The sequence below is a fragment of the Runella sp. SP2 genome, from assembly GCF_003711225.1.
Lineage (GTDB): Bacteria > Bacteroidota > Bacteroidia > Cytophagales > Spirosomataceae > Runella.
On sequence record NZ_CP031030.1, the window covers coordinates 1,491,043 to 1,507,586 of the forward strand.

13 protein-coding genes are annotated in these 16,544 nt (G+C 44.4%); 12 read left to right on the forward strand and 1 reads right to left on the reverse strand.

The features are described 5' to 3' along the window. Positions 1 to 6 precede the first annotated feature (6 nt). The 12 genes from DTQ70_RS06250 to DTQ70_RS06305 all read left to right on the forward strand — a co-directional run bounded on the left by DTQ70_RS06250 (position 7) and on the right by DTQ70_RS06305 (position 15,560). A complete protein-coding gene (locus DTQ70_RS06250) occupies positions 7 to 849 on the forward strand; it encodes an SDR family NAD(P)-dependent oxidoreductase (RefSeq protein WP_206019642.1) in 843 nt (280 codons plus the stop codon). Between the two features lie 11 nt (positions 850 to 860). After that, the gene (locus tag DTQ70_RS06255) at positions 861 to 1,619 is read left to right on the forward strand and encodes a cyclase family protein (protein ID WP_122930017.1); all 759 of its coding nucleotides are present in this window, start codon (positions 861 to 863) and stop codon (positions 1,617 to 1,619) included. A 96-nt stretch (positions 1,620 to 1,715) separates the two neighbouring features. Beyond that, complete coding sequence (locus DTQ70_RS06260; protein WP_122930018.1) at positions 1,716 to 2,861, forward strand: FAD-dependent monooxygenase; 1,146 nt, start codon at positions 1,716 to 1,718, stop codon at positions 2,859 to 2,861. Between the two features lie 3 nt (positions 2,862 to 2,864). Continuing rightward, positions 2,865 to 3,536 (forward strand): DUF1349 domain-containing protein, encoded by a 672-nt coding sequence (locus DTQ70_RS06265; protein WP_122930019.1) that lies wholly within the window; start codon positions 2,865 to 2,867, stop codon positions 3,534 to 3,536. Positions 3,537 to 3,559: 23 nt separating this feature from the next. Then, positions 3,560 to 4,516, forward strand: coding sequence for a fumarylacetoacetate hydrolase family protein (locus DTQ70_RS06270; RefSeq protein ID WP_122930020.1), 957 nt, complete (start codon positions 3,560 to 3,562; stop codon positions 4,514 to 4,516). 126 nt (positions 4,517 to 4,642) lie between these two features. Then, entirely contained in the window at positions 4,643 to 5,782 is a 1,140-nt protein-coding gene (locus tag DTQ70_RS06275) for an esterase (protein ID WP_122930021.1), read from the forward strand. A gap of 108 nt (positions 5,783 to 5,890) precedes the next feature. Further along, complete coding sequence (locus DTQ70_RS06280; RefSeq protein ID WP_122930022.1) at positions 5,891 to 7,102, forward strand: MFS transporter; 1,212 nt, start codon at positions 5,891 to 5,893, stop codon at positions 7,100 to 7,102. A gap of 146 nt (positions 7,103 to 7,248) precedes the next feature. After that, the gene (locus tag DTQ70_RS06285) at positions 7,249 to 7,545 is read left to right on the forward strand and encodes a Dabb family protein (RefSeq protein WP_122930023.1); all 297 of its coding nucleotides are present in this window, start codon (positions 7,249 to 7,251) and stop codon (positions 7,543 to 7,545) included. Positions 7,546 to 7,670: 125 nt separating this feature from the next. Continuing rightward, the gene (locus DTQ70_RS06290) at positions 7,671 to 8,471 is read left to right on the forward strand and encodes a sugar phosphate isomerase/epimerase (RefSeq protein ID WP_229600086.1); all 801 of its coding nucleotides are present in this window, start codon (positions 7,671 to 7,673) and stop codon (positions 8,469 to 8,471) included. 46 nt (positions 8,472 to 8,517) lie between these two features. Beyond that, positions 8,518 to 11,838, forward strand: a complete 3,321-nt coding sequence (locus tag DTQ70_RS06295; protein WP_122930025.1) for a glycosyl hydrolase — start codon at positions 8,518 to 8,520, stop codon at positions 11,836 to 11,838. A 78-nt stretch (positions 11,839 to 11,916) separates the two neighbouring features. Then, on the forward strand, positions 11,917 to 12,819 hold the full coding sequence (locus DTQ70_RS06300) for an alpha/beta hydrolase (RefSeq protein WP_122930026.1): 903 nt from the start codon (positions 11,917 to 11,919) through the stop codon (positions 12,817 to 12,819). After that, positions 12,816 to 15,560: a family 78 glycoside hydrolase catalytic domain gene (locus DTQ70_RS06305; protein ID WP_122930027.1), complete on the forward strand. Its 2,745-nt coding sequence runs from the start codon at positions 12,816 to 12,818 to the stop codon at positions 15,558 to 15,560. The genes DTQ70_RS06300 and DTQ70_RS06305 overlap by 4 nt, the downstream gene beginning before the upstream one ends. A 146-nt stretch (positions 15,561 to 15,706) precedes the next feature. Here DTQ70_RS06305 and DTQ70_RS06310 read toward each other — a convergent pair whose 3' ends face one another. After that, entirely contained in the window at positions 15,707 to 16,438 is a 732-nt protein-coding gene (locus DTQ70_RS06310; RefSeq protein WP_122930028.1) for an NrtR DNA-binding winged helix domain-containing protein, read from the reverse strand. Between the last annotated feature and the right edge of the window lie 106 nt (positions 16,439 to 16,544).

Consider the following 16,544-nt stretch of genomic DNA (forward strand, 5'->3'; position numbering starts at 1 on the left):
TCATAAATGAAGAAGGTTAAACATGTTTCTAACATAATTCCCCCATTGGGGGGTAGGGGGCTGGTTCTTGTAACAGGTGGAGCAGGAGAAATTGGGTCGGCCATTTGTAAAAAGTTTGCCGAAAATGGCTATTCAGTCATTGCCACGTACAATAGCAATTCTGCCAAAGCTGAGAAATTATTGGAAGAACTGAACCAGATAATTCCCCCATCGGGGGTTAGGGGGCTTCATAGTATTTTCCACGCCCCAACCACCGATGCTCAAAAAGTAGAGGAGTTGAAGGCATTTGTGGCCGAAAAGTATGGGAAATTAGATGTTTTGGTCAACAACGCAGGCATTACAACGCCCGTCCCGCACGATGATTTGGAAGGTTTAACCGACGAATGGATTGATAAAATCATGCAGACAAATTTCCGAGGGAGTTTTGCTATGTGCAGAGCGATGAAAGAGCTATTAAGCCCCCCAACCCCCAATGGGGGAGTATTAACTTCCCCCCCATTGGGGGTTGGGGGGCTGATCGTCAACATCTCCTCCATCGCTGGAATTTATGGCATCGGAAGCAATGTAGCGTACTGTGCTTCCAAAGCAGCGATTGATTCCATGACGCGTTCGTTGGCGCGAGTGCTGGCTCCTAAAATTAGGGTAGTGTCGGTGTCGCCAGGATTTGTGGAAGGAGAATATACCAAAAATTTTGACCAACAATTCCTGCAAAACCAACGAGATAACACGCCCATGGGGCGTTTTGCAACGGGGCTAGATGTTGCTCAGGCTGTGTTTGCTTTGGCGACTTCGCTGACGTTTACTACGGGTACAATTCTGACCGTTGATGGCGGTCGATTATTAAAATAAATTATTACAAAATGAAAATCATAGACCTTTCAGTAACTATTTCAGAAAAGATAAAAGAGCCACTTCCTACCAAAATCGTCTATGAAGACCATAAAGAAGGGGCAAAAAAAATGGGTGGAAAACTCTTTGAAGGCTTGACCGATGTGTTTATTGATGGTAACGGCCCTGCGGGTGAATTCTTGACCGTAACGAGTCATTGTGGTACACACGTCGATGCACCTTACCATTATTTTCCGACTTCTGAGGGGAAACCAGCCCGTACGATTGATGAAATGCCGTTAGAATGGTTTTTTCAAGATGGCGTTGTGCTTGATTTTACCGATAAACCCGATGGCTATATGTTTGAGCCAGAGGATTTACAGGAAAAATTGGATGCTATTGGCTATAAGTTGAAACCATTGGATATTGTGCTAATTCGTTGCGATGCCGACAAACGTATTCATGATGATGATTTCGTAAAAATTCACGTAGGAGCATCGGCAAAAGCCACGCATTGGCTTATTGACCAGGGCATTAAAGTGATGGGGACTGACGGCTGGGGTTGGGATATTCCGTTGCATATTCAAGCAGCAGATTTCAGAGAAAATCCTCGCCCAGGCATTATCTGGCAAGCGCACTATGTAGGTATCGAAAAAGAATACTGTCAAATCGAAAAACTGGCAAATCTTGACCAATTGCCGCCGTTTGGCTTCAAAGTAGCTTGTTTCCCTGCCAAAATCGAAAAAGCAAGTGCTGGTTGGACCAGGGCGGTAGCAATCATCGAAAATTAGTGATAAACGATGAGTGATTAGTAAAACTCATTTGTAGGATTTTCAACAGTAATTAGTCGTCAATCGGATCAATCCTAAACCGTAAGTTAAAATATCATGGTTAAAAAAATATTGGTGGTCGGAGCTGGCATTGGAGGGCAGTCAGTGGCTATCGGTCTTAAAAAGGCAGGTTTTGACGTGGATGTCGTCGAAATCCATAAAGAATTTAACGTTTATGGCGTCGGTATTATTCAGCAAGCTAATGCACTTCGGGCGTTAGATGCTATCGGAGTAGCCGACGAGGCCATGCGGAGAGGCTCACCTTATGGTAAAGTGAAACTTTGTTTGCCTCACGGCAACTCGCCGTTTGGCGTTCAGATTGGCGAAGCAGGAACGCCACCGATTGGTCGTTTTCCGAGCCATAATGGTATTTCTCGTAAAATCTTGCACGATGTACTTTTTGAAGAAGCCCAGAAAGTGGGGTTGAAATACCGAATGGGAGTAACCGTTGACTCAATTGATAATCAGCCTGATATAGCCAATGTTGCTTTCTCAGATGGTACTTCAGGAAGCTACGATATTGTCATTGCCGCCGATGGAGTCAACTCTAAAGTACGTAAGCTCATTTTTGGTGAGTTCAAATCTACTTACGTAGGGCTGTCCGTTTGGAGATATGCTTTCAAACGACCCGCGAGTTTGGATACGGGCTATATTTTCTTTAATAAAAAACACAAGCTGGGAGTCATTCCGATGACTGCTGAGTTGTGTTATATTTTCCTTAATTCGGCGGAAGGAGATAATCCGAGTATTCCTGAAGACCAATTGGTAGAAAGGTTGAAAAGCTACATGTCGGCTTATCCGATTCCAATCGTGCAGGAACTTATTCCACAAGTTACGGATGCTAAATTGGTCAATTATCGCACGCTTGAAACCCTCAAAATGCCTGCTCCTTGGTACAAAAACCGAGTTGTGGTTTTGGGAGATGCTGCGCACACAACCATTCCGCAGTTGGGCTCGGGGGCGGCGTTAGCCATCGAAGACGCCGTTGTTTTGATTGAAGAATTGCAAAAGGAAGGCTCGGTAGAAGAAGCCTTTGAACAATACATGACCCGCCGCTACAACCGCTGTAAAATGGTGGTAGATGTTTCGGAGACGCTCGGCGCTTGGGAGTTGCTCGAATACAACGACCAACCTTTGCCCGAAGGGGCAAACATGGGAATGCTTATGGGTAAAACAGGCATGGCGTTGACGGAAGAGATATAAATTATGAGATATTTAATCATATTTTTTATCCTTTTTTTGGGGTGTAGTCAAGAGAAAAAAGACAGCAATTCGCCCACAAAAATAGCTTGGATGTTTTCCGAAAGCCTTAACAATGCCCAAGAAAATAGTAAATTATTTGGCAGCGATAGCCTAGAAATGGTTTCGAGTGCGGAGACCGATTTTTTTATCGAACCTGGGAAACCACCTTATAATATAGCAAATGCTCCGCTGCTTTTGATGCCTGTTGACAATTCAAAGCCGTTTACGTTTTCTATCAAAGTAAAACCAACGCACCTTGTAAAATATGATGCAGGAATGGCCTTTTTGTATGTAAACGATTCAGAATGGCTTAAATTGGCTTTTGAAGTAGATGAACGAATGACTGGAAGAATCGTAACCGTAAAAACAAAAGCGTTTTCGGATGATAATAACCACGACGCTATTCCTGCAAAATCGGTTTACTTAAAGATTTCATCCGATACCAAAGTCGTAGGTTTTTACTATTCACTTGATGCCAAAACTTGGCAATTGGTGAGGGTTTTCAAAAATGAATATGGCGAAAATCTGAAAATTGGCATTGGCACACAATCGCCCGCTGGCAAAGGAAATAAATCTATTTTCTCCGAATTTCAATTCTCCGAAACCAGCGTAAAAGATTTCCGAATGGGTATTTAAACTATTTAGAAACAAAAATCAAAATGAAACTCGTAACATTTTTAGATAAAAATCAAGAAAGTCGCATCGGTTGGTTGGTAGGCGAAAGCGTAGTTGATATGCGTTTGGCCAGTGAAAAATTGCCGACGGATATGCTCACTTTTATTGATAATCACGAAACCTATTTTGACATTATCAAAACTTTGGGCGAAGTTGAGCCACACTACACTTTGGCAGAAGTAAAACTTCTAGCACCGTTGCCCAATCCACGTAGTTTCCGTGATTACATCGGTTTTGAGATGCACATGCAGAACGCCTCTCGTTCATTCGGACATAAAATTGGCCCTGCTTGGTACGATATGCCCATTTTTTATTTTACCAATCACCAAGCCATTTATGGCCCTGAGGCCGAAATCAAACGTCCAACCAAGGAGACGAAGCTCGATATTGAGTTAGAATTAGCTTGTATCATCGGCAAAAAAGGGAAAGATATTAAAGCCGCCGATGCTCGTCCGTATATTTTTGGATATACCATTTTTAACGACTGGACAGCCCGTGCGATTCAAAAAGTTGAAATGGAAATTCCGTTGGGGCCGCACAAAGGCAAAGATTTTGCCAATGCCATTGGCCCTTACATCGTCACAGCCGATGAAATGGAGCAATACCGCGTTCCGTTTGATCCCACGGTTTTTCAAGAACCCATCAGCGTACCAAAAGTAGCGGGTGATAGACTGAACCTGAAAATGACGTCTCGTATCAACGGTCAGACGGTTTGCGAAGGAAACTACAAAACATCGTACTATAATTTCGAGCAAATGATTGAGCGGGCTTCCGAAAACAACGTCACCCTCATGCCAGGCGATATTCTTGGCTCAGGAACGTTGGGTTGGGGTAGTTTGATTGAGAACAATTTTAGCGTTCATCGCTCCCTCGAACCTGGCGATGTGGTTGAGCTGGAAATTGAAGGGATTGGTATTTTAAGAAATAAGGTAGTGTCCTAATCGCGCGCAACTGATTGATTTTGCATAAACTTCCTCTTTTTTTGCCCATTTTTCTTGCCCATGTTAAATTAGCTTTGTGTAAAAATATATTGAAAAAATACCAAAGTTTAACTTTCATAAAAAGCAATGAAAAAAATAACGTTTGCCTTTGTCACTCTCGTAGTTACCACTTCTGTTTTTGCTCAATTTCCGCAGCGAACGCCAACCCCTAATGATACTTTAAAATCCGTTAGGCAATTGAATGATGGTAAAGTAAAGTTCAGTATTTATGCCCCTAAAGCTTCGGAAGTAACGGTTTCGGGCGATTTTCCAAATGGCTTTCCTGCTGCTAAGCTGCAAAAAGACGAAGTAGGAGTGTGGTCGTTTACGACGGCAACTAGCGTGTCTCCTAATGTCTATACGTACGATTTTAACGTGGATGGACTGAAGGTATTTGACCCCAAAAATGCCCAGTACAAAGAATCAAACAGTGGTTTTTCAAACCTTTTTGAAGTAAAGGGGGCTGAAAATGATTTCCAAACGCTCAAGGACGTACCGCACGGAAAAGTTGAAAAAGTACTCTATAAATCAACGGCTTTAGATGGGGCTTCGCGGCGATTGCACGTGTATTTACCCCCCAACTACGACGAAATTAGCAAGAAAGAAAAACTGCCCGTGTTGTATTTATTTCACGGTGGGGGAGACAATGATGCTTCTTGGACGACGATTGGGCGGGCCAATTTGATTTTGGACAACCTCTACGCCCAAGGAAAACTCAAGCCAATGATTGTGGTGATGCCCGCAGGACATACGCACATCCAAGGCTTTTTTATGGGGGCAGGTGCGCAGCAAGATCCTTTCTGCCGTGACATGATTCAAGATGTGATTCCTTTTGTGGAAAAAACGTACCCCGTTTCCAACAAACGCGAACACCGTGCCATTGCGGGACTTTCGATGGGAGGCATTCAGGCCATCAATTTAGCACTTTGGCATCCCGATTTGTTTTCGCAAGTGTTTCCAATGAGTACGGGCTATTTTCCCAATGCCATTGCCGAAATCAAAGAAAAATACAGTGATGTGATGCGCAATAAAACCATTAATTCTTTTAAAAACTTTAAGATTTACATGGGAGGTGAAGCCGACATCGCGTACCAAAATAATTTGAACATGATGAAAATGTTCGATGAGTTTGGCATCAAATATACCTACGAAAACGGCGGGGGAGCACATACTTTTTTGGCTTGGCGCCAAAATCTAAAAGACTTTGCCCCGCTGTTGTTTAAATGATAAATAAGGCTAAACAAATCACTGCGATGAACTTGGCCGCCCTACCTCATAGGCTCCTGTTCCTGTGAGGTTTTTTTATACCCGAAATCACCCTAAAACCTATTCTCGATGAACACTCCAACTGAACAAGGTATTTCCACGACGTCCAAAAAAGGATTATTTACCTACGAAAACGGCATCGTCTTAGTAATGGCGCTGACCTTCGGTTGCCTTTTCTTTGACCGCCTCGCGCTTAATTTTTTAATGCCCTATGTTGCCAAAGATCTTCAACTCAACAACACCCAAATCGGCCTTTTGGCGGGGGCATTGTCGTTGGCATGGGCTTTTTCGAGTTTTTTCTCTACCGCTTGGGCCGAAACCAACAACAAAAAGAAGGTCGTTTTTGTCATTGCCGTTTTTGTATTTTCGATTTGCTCGTTTGGTTCAGGTTTGGCCACTTCGTTCGTAACCTTGCTTTTGGCTCGGCTACTCATGGGTTTGGCTGAAGGCCCCGTTATTCCATTGGCCCAAAATTTTGTTGAGCGCGAGTCTTCACCGCACCGCCTCGGGGTGAATGCAGGAATTTTACAAGGAATGGGTTCGGCACTGTTTGGGTCTATTTTAGCGCCCGTGGTTTTAGTTCAAATTGCCGAAAACGTGGGATGGCGCAATGCTTTTTACATTGCAGGGGCGCCAGGGTTACTTTTGGGGCTGATTGCATGGGTGTATGTCAAAAAATCAACCGCAGCAAGCACACAAATCAAAGAAACGTCCACGCTCAATCTTTCTGAGTTACTACAATACAACAACGTTAAATGGGGCATTCCTGTGGCCTGCTGTGTGTTTGGTTGGTGGTTTGCTACGCTACCTTTTATTTCCAATTATTTCGTCAATGCCCAAGGCATGAGTGCCGACGAAATGGGGAAAACGATGGGGTTGTTAGGGGTTTCAGGTTTGTTTTCTTCCATTCTTGTACCTGGTCTCTCGGATAAAATAGGGCGAAAAAAAGTGATTCTATTTTTTTGTGGAGTAGGTGCTTGTTACCCTTTTGCCGTCTATTTTTTAGCTGGTTCGGGGGCGCATTTGCCCGTTATGTTTCTCACCTATTTTATGATGGGGCTCATTCCATTGGTTGCGGCTGTCGTTCCTTCTGAGGCAGTCCCCGAACATCTCAAAGCCAAAGCCATCGGGTTGATAACTGGCATTGCCGAAATTGTGGGGGGCGTCCTCGTTCCTGCTTTGGCGGGTTTACTTTCTGACGCTGTTGACCCCTCTGCTTTCCTGTGGATTGCGGCAAGTTTGGCATTAGTAGGGCTTGCTTTTTCAACGAAACTGAAGTAAAAATTAACCTAAATTTTTATTGTCTAAAAAAAAGACAATATCAGGTAAGTACAGGATGATTTCTGTATAAAAGAAGTATTTTTTTGTACTTATAAAAGTAGAAATGCTTCTTTTACCCAAAATATCATTAGTGCTTGCCTACAATTATGCTTCGACATTCCGTAATTCTGAAATTAAAACCCTCGCTGACCAGCTACGAGAAACAGGCGTTTTTCAAGGCGGTTGATTCCCTCGCTACGCTCCCAAATGTTCAAAAGTTTGAGGTGCTAAAACAGATAAGCCCCAAAAATAACTTTGAGTACGGGATTTCGATGGAGTTTGAGACTCAAGAACAATATGATTTTTATACAAATCATCCAGAACACGAGGCTTTTGTGCAGAATTACTGGCTAAAATCTGTGGACGATTTCTTAGAAATAGATTATCAAAAAATAACCAAATAAGTGGGCTTCCTTGATTTAAACATGGCGATAACCAATGAATATACACTGAAATGAAAGAGATGTCTCAATTACCGACCCGTAACGTTGTAAAATTGACAATACTTCTGATGTATTGTTTTTCATTAATGTCATTTGCTCAAAGCAAACGAGGAAAAGCGGCTTCAGTCGATTGGAAACTGGGTGTGGCGCTCTATACCTTTAGTACCATGTCGTTTCCTGAGCAGTTGGCGTATGCAGACAGTGCCTCTTTGAAATATGTCGAAGGGTTTGTTTTTGCAAAAGCGGGTAAAGAGTTAAAAGATAGTGTGTTGTTTAAGCTTTCTCCTGCAGGAATTCAGACATTAAAGAAAAGAATAGCCGACCAGGGGCTTAAAATGGAATCCATTTATATCGTAGGAGGAAAAACGGTAGCCGATTGGAAACGAGACTTCGATATCGCAAAAGCCTTTGGGGTAAAATACGTGACGGGAGAGCCGCCTCGAAATCTGTGGGATAGCGTGGATAGTTTGGCGGGAGTCTATGGGATAAAAGTGGCTTTGCACAACCACTGGAATGGAAACAGTATTTATTGGCATCCCGATTCGGTATTGGTGGCCTTGAAAGGTCATCCCAATTTTGGGGCTTGCCCCGACCTTGGGCACTATCCCAAATCGGGAATAAATCCTGTGTTGGCCTTAAAGAAATTGCACGGAAAAATCATTGGGATTCACCTCAAAGATATCGCGGAATACAACAACAACAAACTCCAAGACGTACCCGTGGGCACAGGTGTGGTGGATTTCCCAGCGGTTTTTGATGAGCTAAAACAACAACGTTATAAAGGCTATGTGATGTTTGAACGAGATACGAAAGAAAAGCCCAATAATCTTGCATCGTTGAAACAAATGGTTGACTATTATTATAAAACGTTAGCCATACCCCGTTGAGGTAGGCAGCTACTGTGCCCCCTTTTTTACCAACAACTCTAATTGAATGAGAATGAAAACTAAAATTCAATCTGTTTTAGTCTTGCTACTCGCGTCGAGTGTAGGAAGTTATGCCCAAGACAAGACCCAGTTTCAGACCCCACCAAACTCTGCTAAACCTCGCGTTTGGTGGCATTGGATGAACGGAAATATATCTAAAGAAGGAATTCAAAAAGATTTGGAATGGATGGAGCGTGTGGGTATCGGTGGTTTTCAAAATTTCGATGCCAACTTATTTACGCCCGTTGTGGTGCCAAAGAAACTTGTTTTTATGACGCCCGACTGGAAAGATGCCTTTAAGTTTACCACTCAGTTTGCTGACCAAAAAGGGCTTGAAATGGCCATTGCGGGTTCGCCAGGCTGGAGCGTAACGGGCGGTCCTTGGGTAAAGCCCGAAGATGCCATGAAAAAATACGTTTGGACCGAAACTCGGATTGAGGGTGGAAAACCTTTTTCGGGGAAATTACCGCGTCCGTCGGATGTGACGGGGAAATATCAAAATGTGGAGATTGGAGCAGGGGGGCTGACGGGGGGCTTTGTGGGTGAAAAACCTAATTTTTATCAAGATGCGTTGGTGATTGCGTACCGACTGCCCAGTTCGGAAAAAACGTTAACGGAATTAGCTCCCAAAGTAAGTTCGAGTGGAGGAAGTTTTGCGCTGAAAGAGTTGACAGATACCGATTTAAATAAGGCTACGTTATTGCCTCCCATGGCGGTGGGGCAAGAGATGTGGCTTCAGTACGAATTTGAAACCCCGCAAACGTTTAAAGCATTTTCCTTGGCAGGCGCCAACGAGGGTGCATTGTCGGAGTTTCGGGGAAATCCTGAAAACCGAACGTTGAAAGTAAGCGACGACGGCGTGAATTTTCGTGAAATTGCCAAAGTGTCAGGAAGTACGGTTCCTTACAATACCGTAGCCATTCCTTCGACCACGGCGAAATATTGGCGGATGTGTTGGAAAACCCTTGCGCCTGCTCCCAATATGTTTGCTGCTATGGCAGGTCGCCCTGCCGAAGAGCCTAAGCCTGAAGGGGTTCACGTGGCCGAGTTTGTGTTGCACAGCAGCAGCCGTATTGATCAGTTAGAGGACAAAGCGGGTTTTACGCCTTGGAAAGAAAGCAGCCCCCTAACCCCCAATGGGGGAATAAGTACCGATGTCATTTACCCCAATGATATTATTGATATAACCGATAAAATGCTCCCTGATGGTACACTCAATTGGGAAGCCCCCATTGGGGGTTGGGAGCTGATTCGTCTTGGTTATTCCCTTACGGGTCGTCAAAATCACCCAGCTTCTCCCGAAGCAACTGGTTTAGAGGTAGATAAGTTGGATAAAGAGGCCGTTCGTCGTTATATCAATACCTATCTGGATATGTACAAAGACGCCACGGGAGGCTTGATGGGAGCTAAAGGGCTAAATTACATGGTGTTGGATAGCTACGAAGCGGGACACATGAATTGGACCAAAGGTTTTCCTGAGGAGTTCAAAAAACGTCGTGGGTATGACCTTCGTCGGTGGGTACCTGTGTTGACGGGCAGAATCGTGACATCGTTGGAAGCAAGTGAGAAGTTTTTGTGGGATTTTCGTAAAACGATTGGCGAAATGATTGCCGAAAACCACTACGACGTGATTGGAGAAGAGTTGAAGAAACGCGGTATGAAACGTTATACCGAATCCCACGAGGGAGGACGGATTTATTTGGCCGACGGCATGGATGTAAAACGCAATTCTGACATCCCAATGTCGGCTATGTGGACGCCAGGGAGTTTGGCAGGAGGAAACGATGAGGAGGTGCGGAGCGAGGCGGATATTCGTGAATCGGCTTCAGTAGCCAATATTTATGGAAAACCCATCGTGGCAGCGGAATCAATGACGTCGGTGGGAAAACCTTTTCAAGAATATCCTGAAAAATTGAAACGTACTGCTGATTTAGAAATGGCGTCGGGCTTAAACCGTTTTGTGATTCACACTTCCGTGCACCAACCACTTGATGACAAAAAACCAGGATTTTCACTTGGACCTTTTGGACAATATTTTACCCGACAAGAGACGTGGGCGGAAGCGGGAGGCAAAGCATGGATGTCGTATCTGGGGCGTAGTTGTTATTTGCTTCAACAAGGCCGTAACGTCGCGGATATTTTGTACTATTACGGTGAAAACAACAACGTGACGTGGGTTAGTCGTGAAAAATTGCCCTCAATTCCAGCGGGTTATGAATTTGATTACGTCAATTCTTTCGCACTATTAAATGCCATTAAGGCGCAAAATGGTAAACTCGTTGCGCAAAGTGGCAATACGTACAGCGTGTTGGTATTGGATGAATCGGCGAAGCTGATGACCTTGCCTGTTTTGAAAAAAATTCGTGATTTGGTCAAAGCAGGGGTAAAAGTAGTAGGAGAAAAACCGCTAAAATCGCCAAGTTTGGCCGATAATGAAACGGAATTTCAGTCGATTGTGAATGAAATATGGCCGTCGGTTACTACCACCGTCACCGTCCCCACAACGCCAGACGTAATTATTTCCAAAACGTCCAACAAAATCCTTTTCCGCCATCGAGAAATTTCCCCCATTGGGTCGGACCGCCGCGCGGGGCAGGGGGCTGATATTTACTGGTTAAATAACCGTAGCGACAAGCCTGCCAATGCCGAAGTAAGTTTCCGCGTCACGGGCAAAGTACCAGAAATATGGAACCCACAAACGGGCAAAGTCGAAAAAGTGAGTTACCAAATAAAGGATGGACGCACGATTGTTCCTTTGAAACTTGAATCGTGGGATGCGTTTTTTATTGTTTTCGAGGATAAAGCCACGGCAAATAGCTATACCAAGTCTGCTACCAAAGAAATGCCCCTGAGCCAAATGGTAGGAGCATGGAAAGTGAGCATTGCGGGTAAAAACGTAACAATGGATAAATTGGCATCATGGAGCGAAAGCACAGATGCTGACATTAAATATTTTTCAGGTACGGCCACGTACAACAATAATTTTCAAATAAATACCCCCATTGGGCGGTCCGCCGATGCGGGCAAGGGGGCTGTTATCCTTGATTTGGGTGAGGTTAAAAACATCGCGGAGGTCATTGTGAACGGTAAAAACGTAGGAACCGTTTGGAAAAAACCGTATAAAATCGACATTACCTCGGCGGTGAAAGAAGGCGATAATACCCTTCAAATCAATGTTACCAATAACTGGGTCAACCGCCTTGTGGGGGATGCGCAGCCCGATGTAAAGCAAAAAACGACCTTCACGACCATGCCGTTTTACCGAAAAGATTCACCTTTGGTTCCCTCAGGTTTAATCGGGGATGTGAAGGTCTTGCAAGTGAAATAATAGAAACAATGAACGAAAAGTAAGAGGCGGAGCAACCCGCCTTTTATATTGGAAAAACTTTGCCAAACCTACCTGAATATGAACTTGTCACGCGTTATCTTTTGCTTTTTATTACTGATTCAAACGGGTCTTGCCTTTGGCCAGAAACCCAACCCGATGATAAAATTCTTTCCTCAGGGTACAGTTTTGCACGGAAATATCCCCTACAACAACGATACTTTGTCTAAACACCTGCTGGACATTTATTTGCCCCCAAACCCTAAAAGTAAAATGCCGTTGGTGGTTTGGGTTCATGGCGGTGGATGGTTGGTCAACGACAAGTATGCTGATATGGGTTATATGAAAGCTACCATTTCGGAGCTTCTAAACAGCGGATTTGCGTTGGCGTCCATCGATTATCGTTTTGCTTCGCAAGCTGTTTTTCCTGCACTTATTCAGGACTGCAACCGTGCCATTTCATTTTTGTACGACAATGCCGCCCAATATGGGTACGACAAAAATCGTATCGCTTTGATGGGCTTTTCGGCGGGGGGGCATTTGGCTTCGTTGATGGCCTTGTCTAAAAACAATAAAGTGGAATCGTTTTTTATGCCAAATACCTCTAAATCGTTTACGTTTAAAGCAGTTGTTGATTTTTATGGTCCTTCAGAATTAGCTTCCCTAAATTCGAGTGAAAATCCCAAAGCCAACGAAGGCATTTTGTTAGGTGCAGCGCCCATTGACCGTCCTGATTTGGCGAAAATTGCCAGTCCAGTTACGTATGTTGACAAAAATGATCCACCGTTTTTAATCATTCACGGTGAAAAAGACGAAAGTGTGCCCAATCGGCAATCAAAACTGCTGAACGGTTGGTTGAAATCGGTCGGTGTTCAAAGCGATTTAATCATTGTCAAAGACGCCCCACATTTTGGCGTGATGTTCGACGCCCCCGAAATTCGTTCACGAATCCTGAGCTTTCTAAAAGAAACCCTGAAACCATGAAGTTTGCCCAAAAATCTTGCTTGTTGGCGCTTATTTTGCTTCATTATCAAGCAATTGCGCAGTTGAGCGTCTCAAAACTAACCTGCGAATACATGGACAATCCGACGGTGGTGGATGAAAAACAGCCGAGGTTGTCGTGGGTAAATCTTGCCCAAAAAAACGAAAGAGGCCAAAAACAAACGGCCTACCAAATTCGGGTAGCCTCTAGTCCTGCCGCGCTCGAAAAACCTGATTTTTGGGACAGTGGAAAAACGAACAGCGAGGTTTCCAATCGAGTACGTTATGAAGGAAAAGCGCTCGCATCGCGTGACAATTGTTTTTGGCAAGTACGGGTATGGGACAAAAACGGAAAGCCTTCGGCTTGGAGTTCGGTAGGGCAGTGGCGCATGGGGTTGTTGAACCCCACCGACTGGAAAGCCGAGTGGATAGGCGCCCCTTGGCAAGGGGAAGAGGCACTTCCCAAGCCTCCAGGTGGCCCCAACGAACGCACCAAGCTGCTGCCACCACCCGCACCTTTGTTGCGTAAAAGCTTGATAATTAATAAGAAAGTCAAACAAGCCGTAGTTTATACGACAGGCTTGGGTTATTTTGAGATGTATGCCAATGGGCAAAAAGTATCTAATGATTTATTGGTTCCTAACCAAACCAATTACGACAAACGCCCGTCGTTACCGAAAGCCTACATTTCACTGCCCGACGAGTTTCGCGATTACCAAGTGATGTACCTAGCTTACGATTTGACCCATCTTTTAAAACAGGGGAAAAACGCCATTGGGGCGATTCTTGGCAATGGGTTTTACAATGCACCTAAATTTTGGACCGCCTCGTACGGCTCGCCCCGATTTATTGCGCAGCTGCACCTGACCTACCAAGATGGGAGCGAAGAGGTGATTGTGTCGGATACTTCGTGGAAAGCAGCCAAATCGGCCATTCAATCTGATTTGGTATTTGACGGGGAAATATACGATTCGCGCGAGGAGCAGCCCGATTGGTGCCAGCCCACCTTCGATGACTCGCGCTGGGCATCGGCCATCAAACGCCGTACTCCTCATGGTCGCTTGGTGGCGCATACGTCGCCTACCGATAAGATTACCAAGGTATTACAGCCCATTTCGGTTCAAAAACTGCCGAACGGAAATTACAAGGTAAATTTTGCCGAAGAGATATCGGGCTGGGTACGGCTCAAAAATGTATCAGCGCCTGCGGGTCATTCCATCAAAATGACCTTCAATGCCAACGTATATTCGGGAGAGAATACCTTCATTTTCAACGGTCAAAAATCCCAAACCTACGCTCCTCGGTTCAATTGGTTTGTATTTAGCGGCGTCGAAATCAGCAATTGGTACTGCGAACTTAAACCTGAAAACATCCAAGCCGAGGCTGTCAACACAGACGTGAAGGAAAACGCCGTTTTTGAAACCTCCAATACGCTCTTCAATCAAATTAATCACATTTGGCGGCGTAGTCAAATGGACAATATGCACGGTGGTATCGCCTCCGATTGTCCCCACCGTGAGCGTTCTCCCTATACAGGCGATGCGCAAGTAGCATGTCACACCGTTATGCACAATTTTGACGCCCGTGCTTTTTACAAAAAATGGCTCAATGACATGCTTTCGGCACAAATCCCCGCCACGGGCTATATTCCCAACGGCGCCCCTTGGCAACCTGGATGCGGAGGAGGCGTGGCGTGGGGCGCGGCCATCCACGTGATTCCTTGGGAGTTTTACCAACACTACGGCGATGTCGAGCTATTGAAGGAAAATTACGAAGGGATGACGGGCTACATGAAGTACATGAAAACGTGGGTCAACGACGAAGGAATCATGTTTTCGCAACGGACGGGCAACGACGGCAAGCCCTTGCAATGGTGGAATTTGGGCGACTGGGCAGGGTTGAAAGGAAAACTCCCACCTGATGCGCTGGTGCATACGTTTTACTATTGGTTGTGCGCTGACATTACGGCCAAAACGGCCCAAATTTTGGGGAAACCTCAGGAGGCTTTAACCTACCGAGCCGTGGCCGAAAACACCAAAAAGGTGTTTATTTCAAAATTTTATGATGCTCAGAAAGGAACTTTTGGCAAGTACGGCGCCAATATTTTTGCGCTTAAAATGGGACTGGAAGGGGCACAATACCAAGCTGTTGTCGCATCGTTAAAAAACGACATTGCGGAAGCCGATGGGCATCTTGACACGGGTATTTTTGGCACGCGTTACTTTTTTGAAGTATTGGCCGAAAATGGGCTCAACGACTTGGCTTACAACGCCCTCAACAAAAAAACGTTCCCAAGTTTTGGGCATTGGATTGAGCTTGGGAGCACCACCACCCGTGAGTTTTGGGACGAAGACGGTTCGCACAATCACCCCATGTACGGGGGAGGGTTAAGTTGGTTGTATCGACACTTAGCGGGCATGAAAACCGACGAAAAAGCAACGGGGTATAAGCACATTCTATTTCAACCCATGCCTGTGAAAGAACTGTCCTTTGTCAAGTATTCGACAGAATCCAACTTTGGAAAAGCGGGAATAGAATGGCGTCAAAACAAAGGCTTTGAAATGTTGCTGGACGTACCCGTTGGAAGCACCGCGACGGTGCATTTCCCCAAGGGAGCTAATCGTAAAATCACCGAAAACAACCTCGATATCATACGCCTCAAGTCAGTTTCCAACCTTCGTGTCGAAGGCGATGACGTGGTGTTTGAGCTTGAGAGCGGTAATTATCATTTCAAAGCGAAGTGATAGGAAAGGGTTTCCGTGCGTCCTATCATCATTTTTGTTTTATAGCCAGCGAAATGTGTAACAAAAATAGTACATTTCGCTGGCTATAAAATTATTTACAGCGAAATGTATAATAAAAATACCACATTTCGCTGGCTATAAATCGTTTAGTCTTTCCTAAACCGATACAAATACGGGGCTTTGTTGGCAGCTCCCGTAAACTTCTTTTCGAGACGTTCGAGTACGTCCAAGGAAAGAATCATTTTTTGAAAGTTGGTACGAACAAAGCTTTTTCCACTGATGGCTTCATAAACATCCTGCACTTCTTTCATTGTGAAGGTGTCGGGCAAAAGATTAAACGCATTGATTTTTTCATCAATATGGCTTTGGAGCGTTTTTAGGGCTTCATTGATAATTTCTTCGTGATCCATAATCATTTGTGGCAAGTCATGAATACCGTACCATTCAATTGACTCATCCAAGTCTGTTTTTTGTGGAACAACTTTATTCATGTCCACCAAAGCATAGTAACCCACGGACAGGAAGCGCTTGGTAAACCAATCGTATTCGGTGGCGTGACTTGCGCTTTTTTCGCCAAGCTTGTCAAAATTTTGCTGAATCAGTTTATCTAAAAACGCTTTACTACTTCTATTGGCCCGACCAAATACCTTGAATTGTTCCAAGTAAATAGATTCTATGCCCGTTCGTTCTCGTAAAATACGTTGTGCGGCGTTATCCATATCTTCGTCCTGAAATACAAACCCGCTGGGTAAGGCCCAAAAATCACCCTTGAAATTGATTTTTGGGATTAATACTTGTAACTGCTGCTCCGAATACCCAAAAATGACGCAATCGATGGACACTTGTGGGATGTAATTTTGTTGACTGAGGCTCTTCATATCTTCTATTTATTCCTCAAATGAAGGTTTTGGGGGAATCGTACTGCAAAGATATATTTTTGAATAAAAATTATTGTATAAAAAATATACAATAGAAAATTTATTC

Bases quoted from the DNA above. Each gene is read 5' to 3' on its own strand.
- DTQ70_RS06250 (WP_206019642.1), top strand. From the start codon at position 7: ATGAAGAAGGTTAAACATGTTTCTAACATAATTCCCCCATTGGGGGGT.
- DTQ70_RS06255 (WP_122930017.1), top strand. From the start codon at position 861: ATGAAAATCATAGACCTTTCAGTAACTATTTCAGAAAAGATAAAAGAG.
- DTQ70_RS06260 (WP_122930018.1), top strand. From the start codon at position 1,716: ATGGTTAAAAAAATATTGGTGGTCGGAGCTGGCATTGGAGGGCAGTCA.
- DTQ70_RS06265 (WP_122930019.1), top strand. From the start codon at position 2,865: ATGAGATATTTAATCATATTTTTTATCCTTTTTTTGGGGTGTAGTCAA.
- DTQ70_RS06270 (WP_122930020.1), top strand. From the start codon at position 3,560: ATGAAACTCGTAACATTTTTAGATAAAAATCAAGAAAGTCGCATCGGT.
- DTQ70_RS06275 (WP_122930021.1), top strand. From the start codon at position 4,643: ATGAAAAAAATAACGTTTGCCTTTGTCACTCTCGTAGTTACCACTTCT.
- DTQ70_RS06280 (WP_122930022.1), top strand. From the start codon at position 5,891: ATGAACACTCCAACTGAACAAGGTATTTCCACGACGTCCAAAAAAGGA.
- DTQ70_RS06285 (WP_122930023.1), top strand. From the start codon at position 7,249: ATGCTTCGACATTCCGTAATTCTGAAATTAAAACCCTCGCTGACCAGC.
- DTQ70_RS06290 (WP_229600086.1), top strand. From the start codon at position 7,671: ATGTCATTTGCTCAAAGCAAACGAGGAAAAGCGGCTTCAGTCGATTGG.
- DTQ70_RS06295 (WP_122930025.1), top strand. From the start codon at position 8,518: ATGAGAATGAAAACTAAAATTCAATCTGTTTTAGTCTTGCTACTCGCG.
- DTQ70_RS06300 (WP_122930026.1), top strand. From the start codon at position 11,917: ATGAACTTGTCACGCGTTATCTTTTGCTTTTTATTACTGATTCAAACG.
- DTQ70_RS06305 (WP_122930027.1), top strand. From the start codon at position 12,816: ATGAAGTTTGCCCAAAAATCTTGCTTGTTGGCGCTTATTTTGCTTCAT.
- DTQ70_RS06310 (WP_122930028.1), bottom strand. From the start codon at position 16,438: ATGAAGAGCCTCAGTCAACAAAATTACATCCCACAAGTGTCCATCGAT.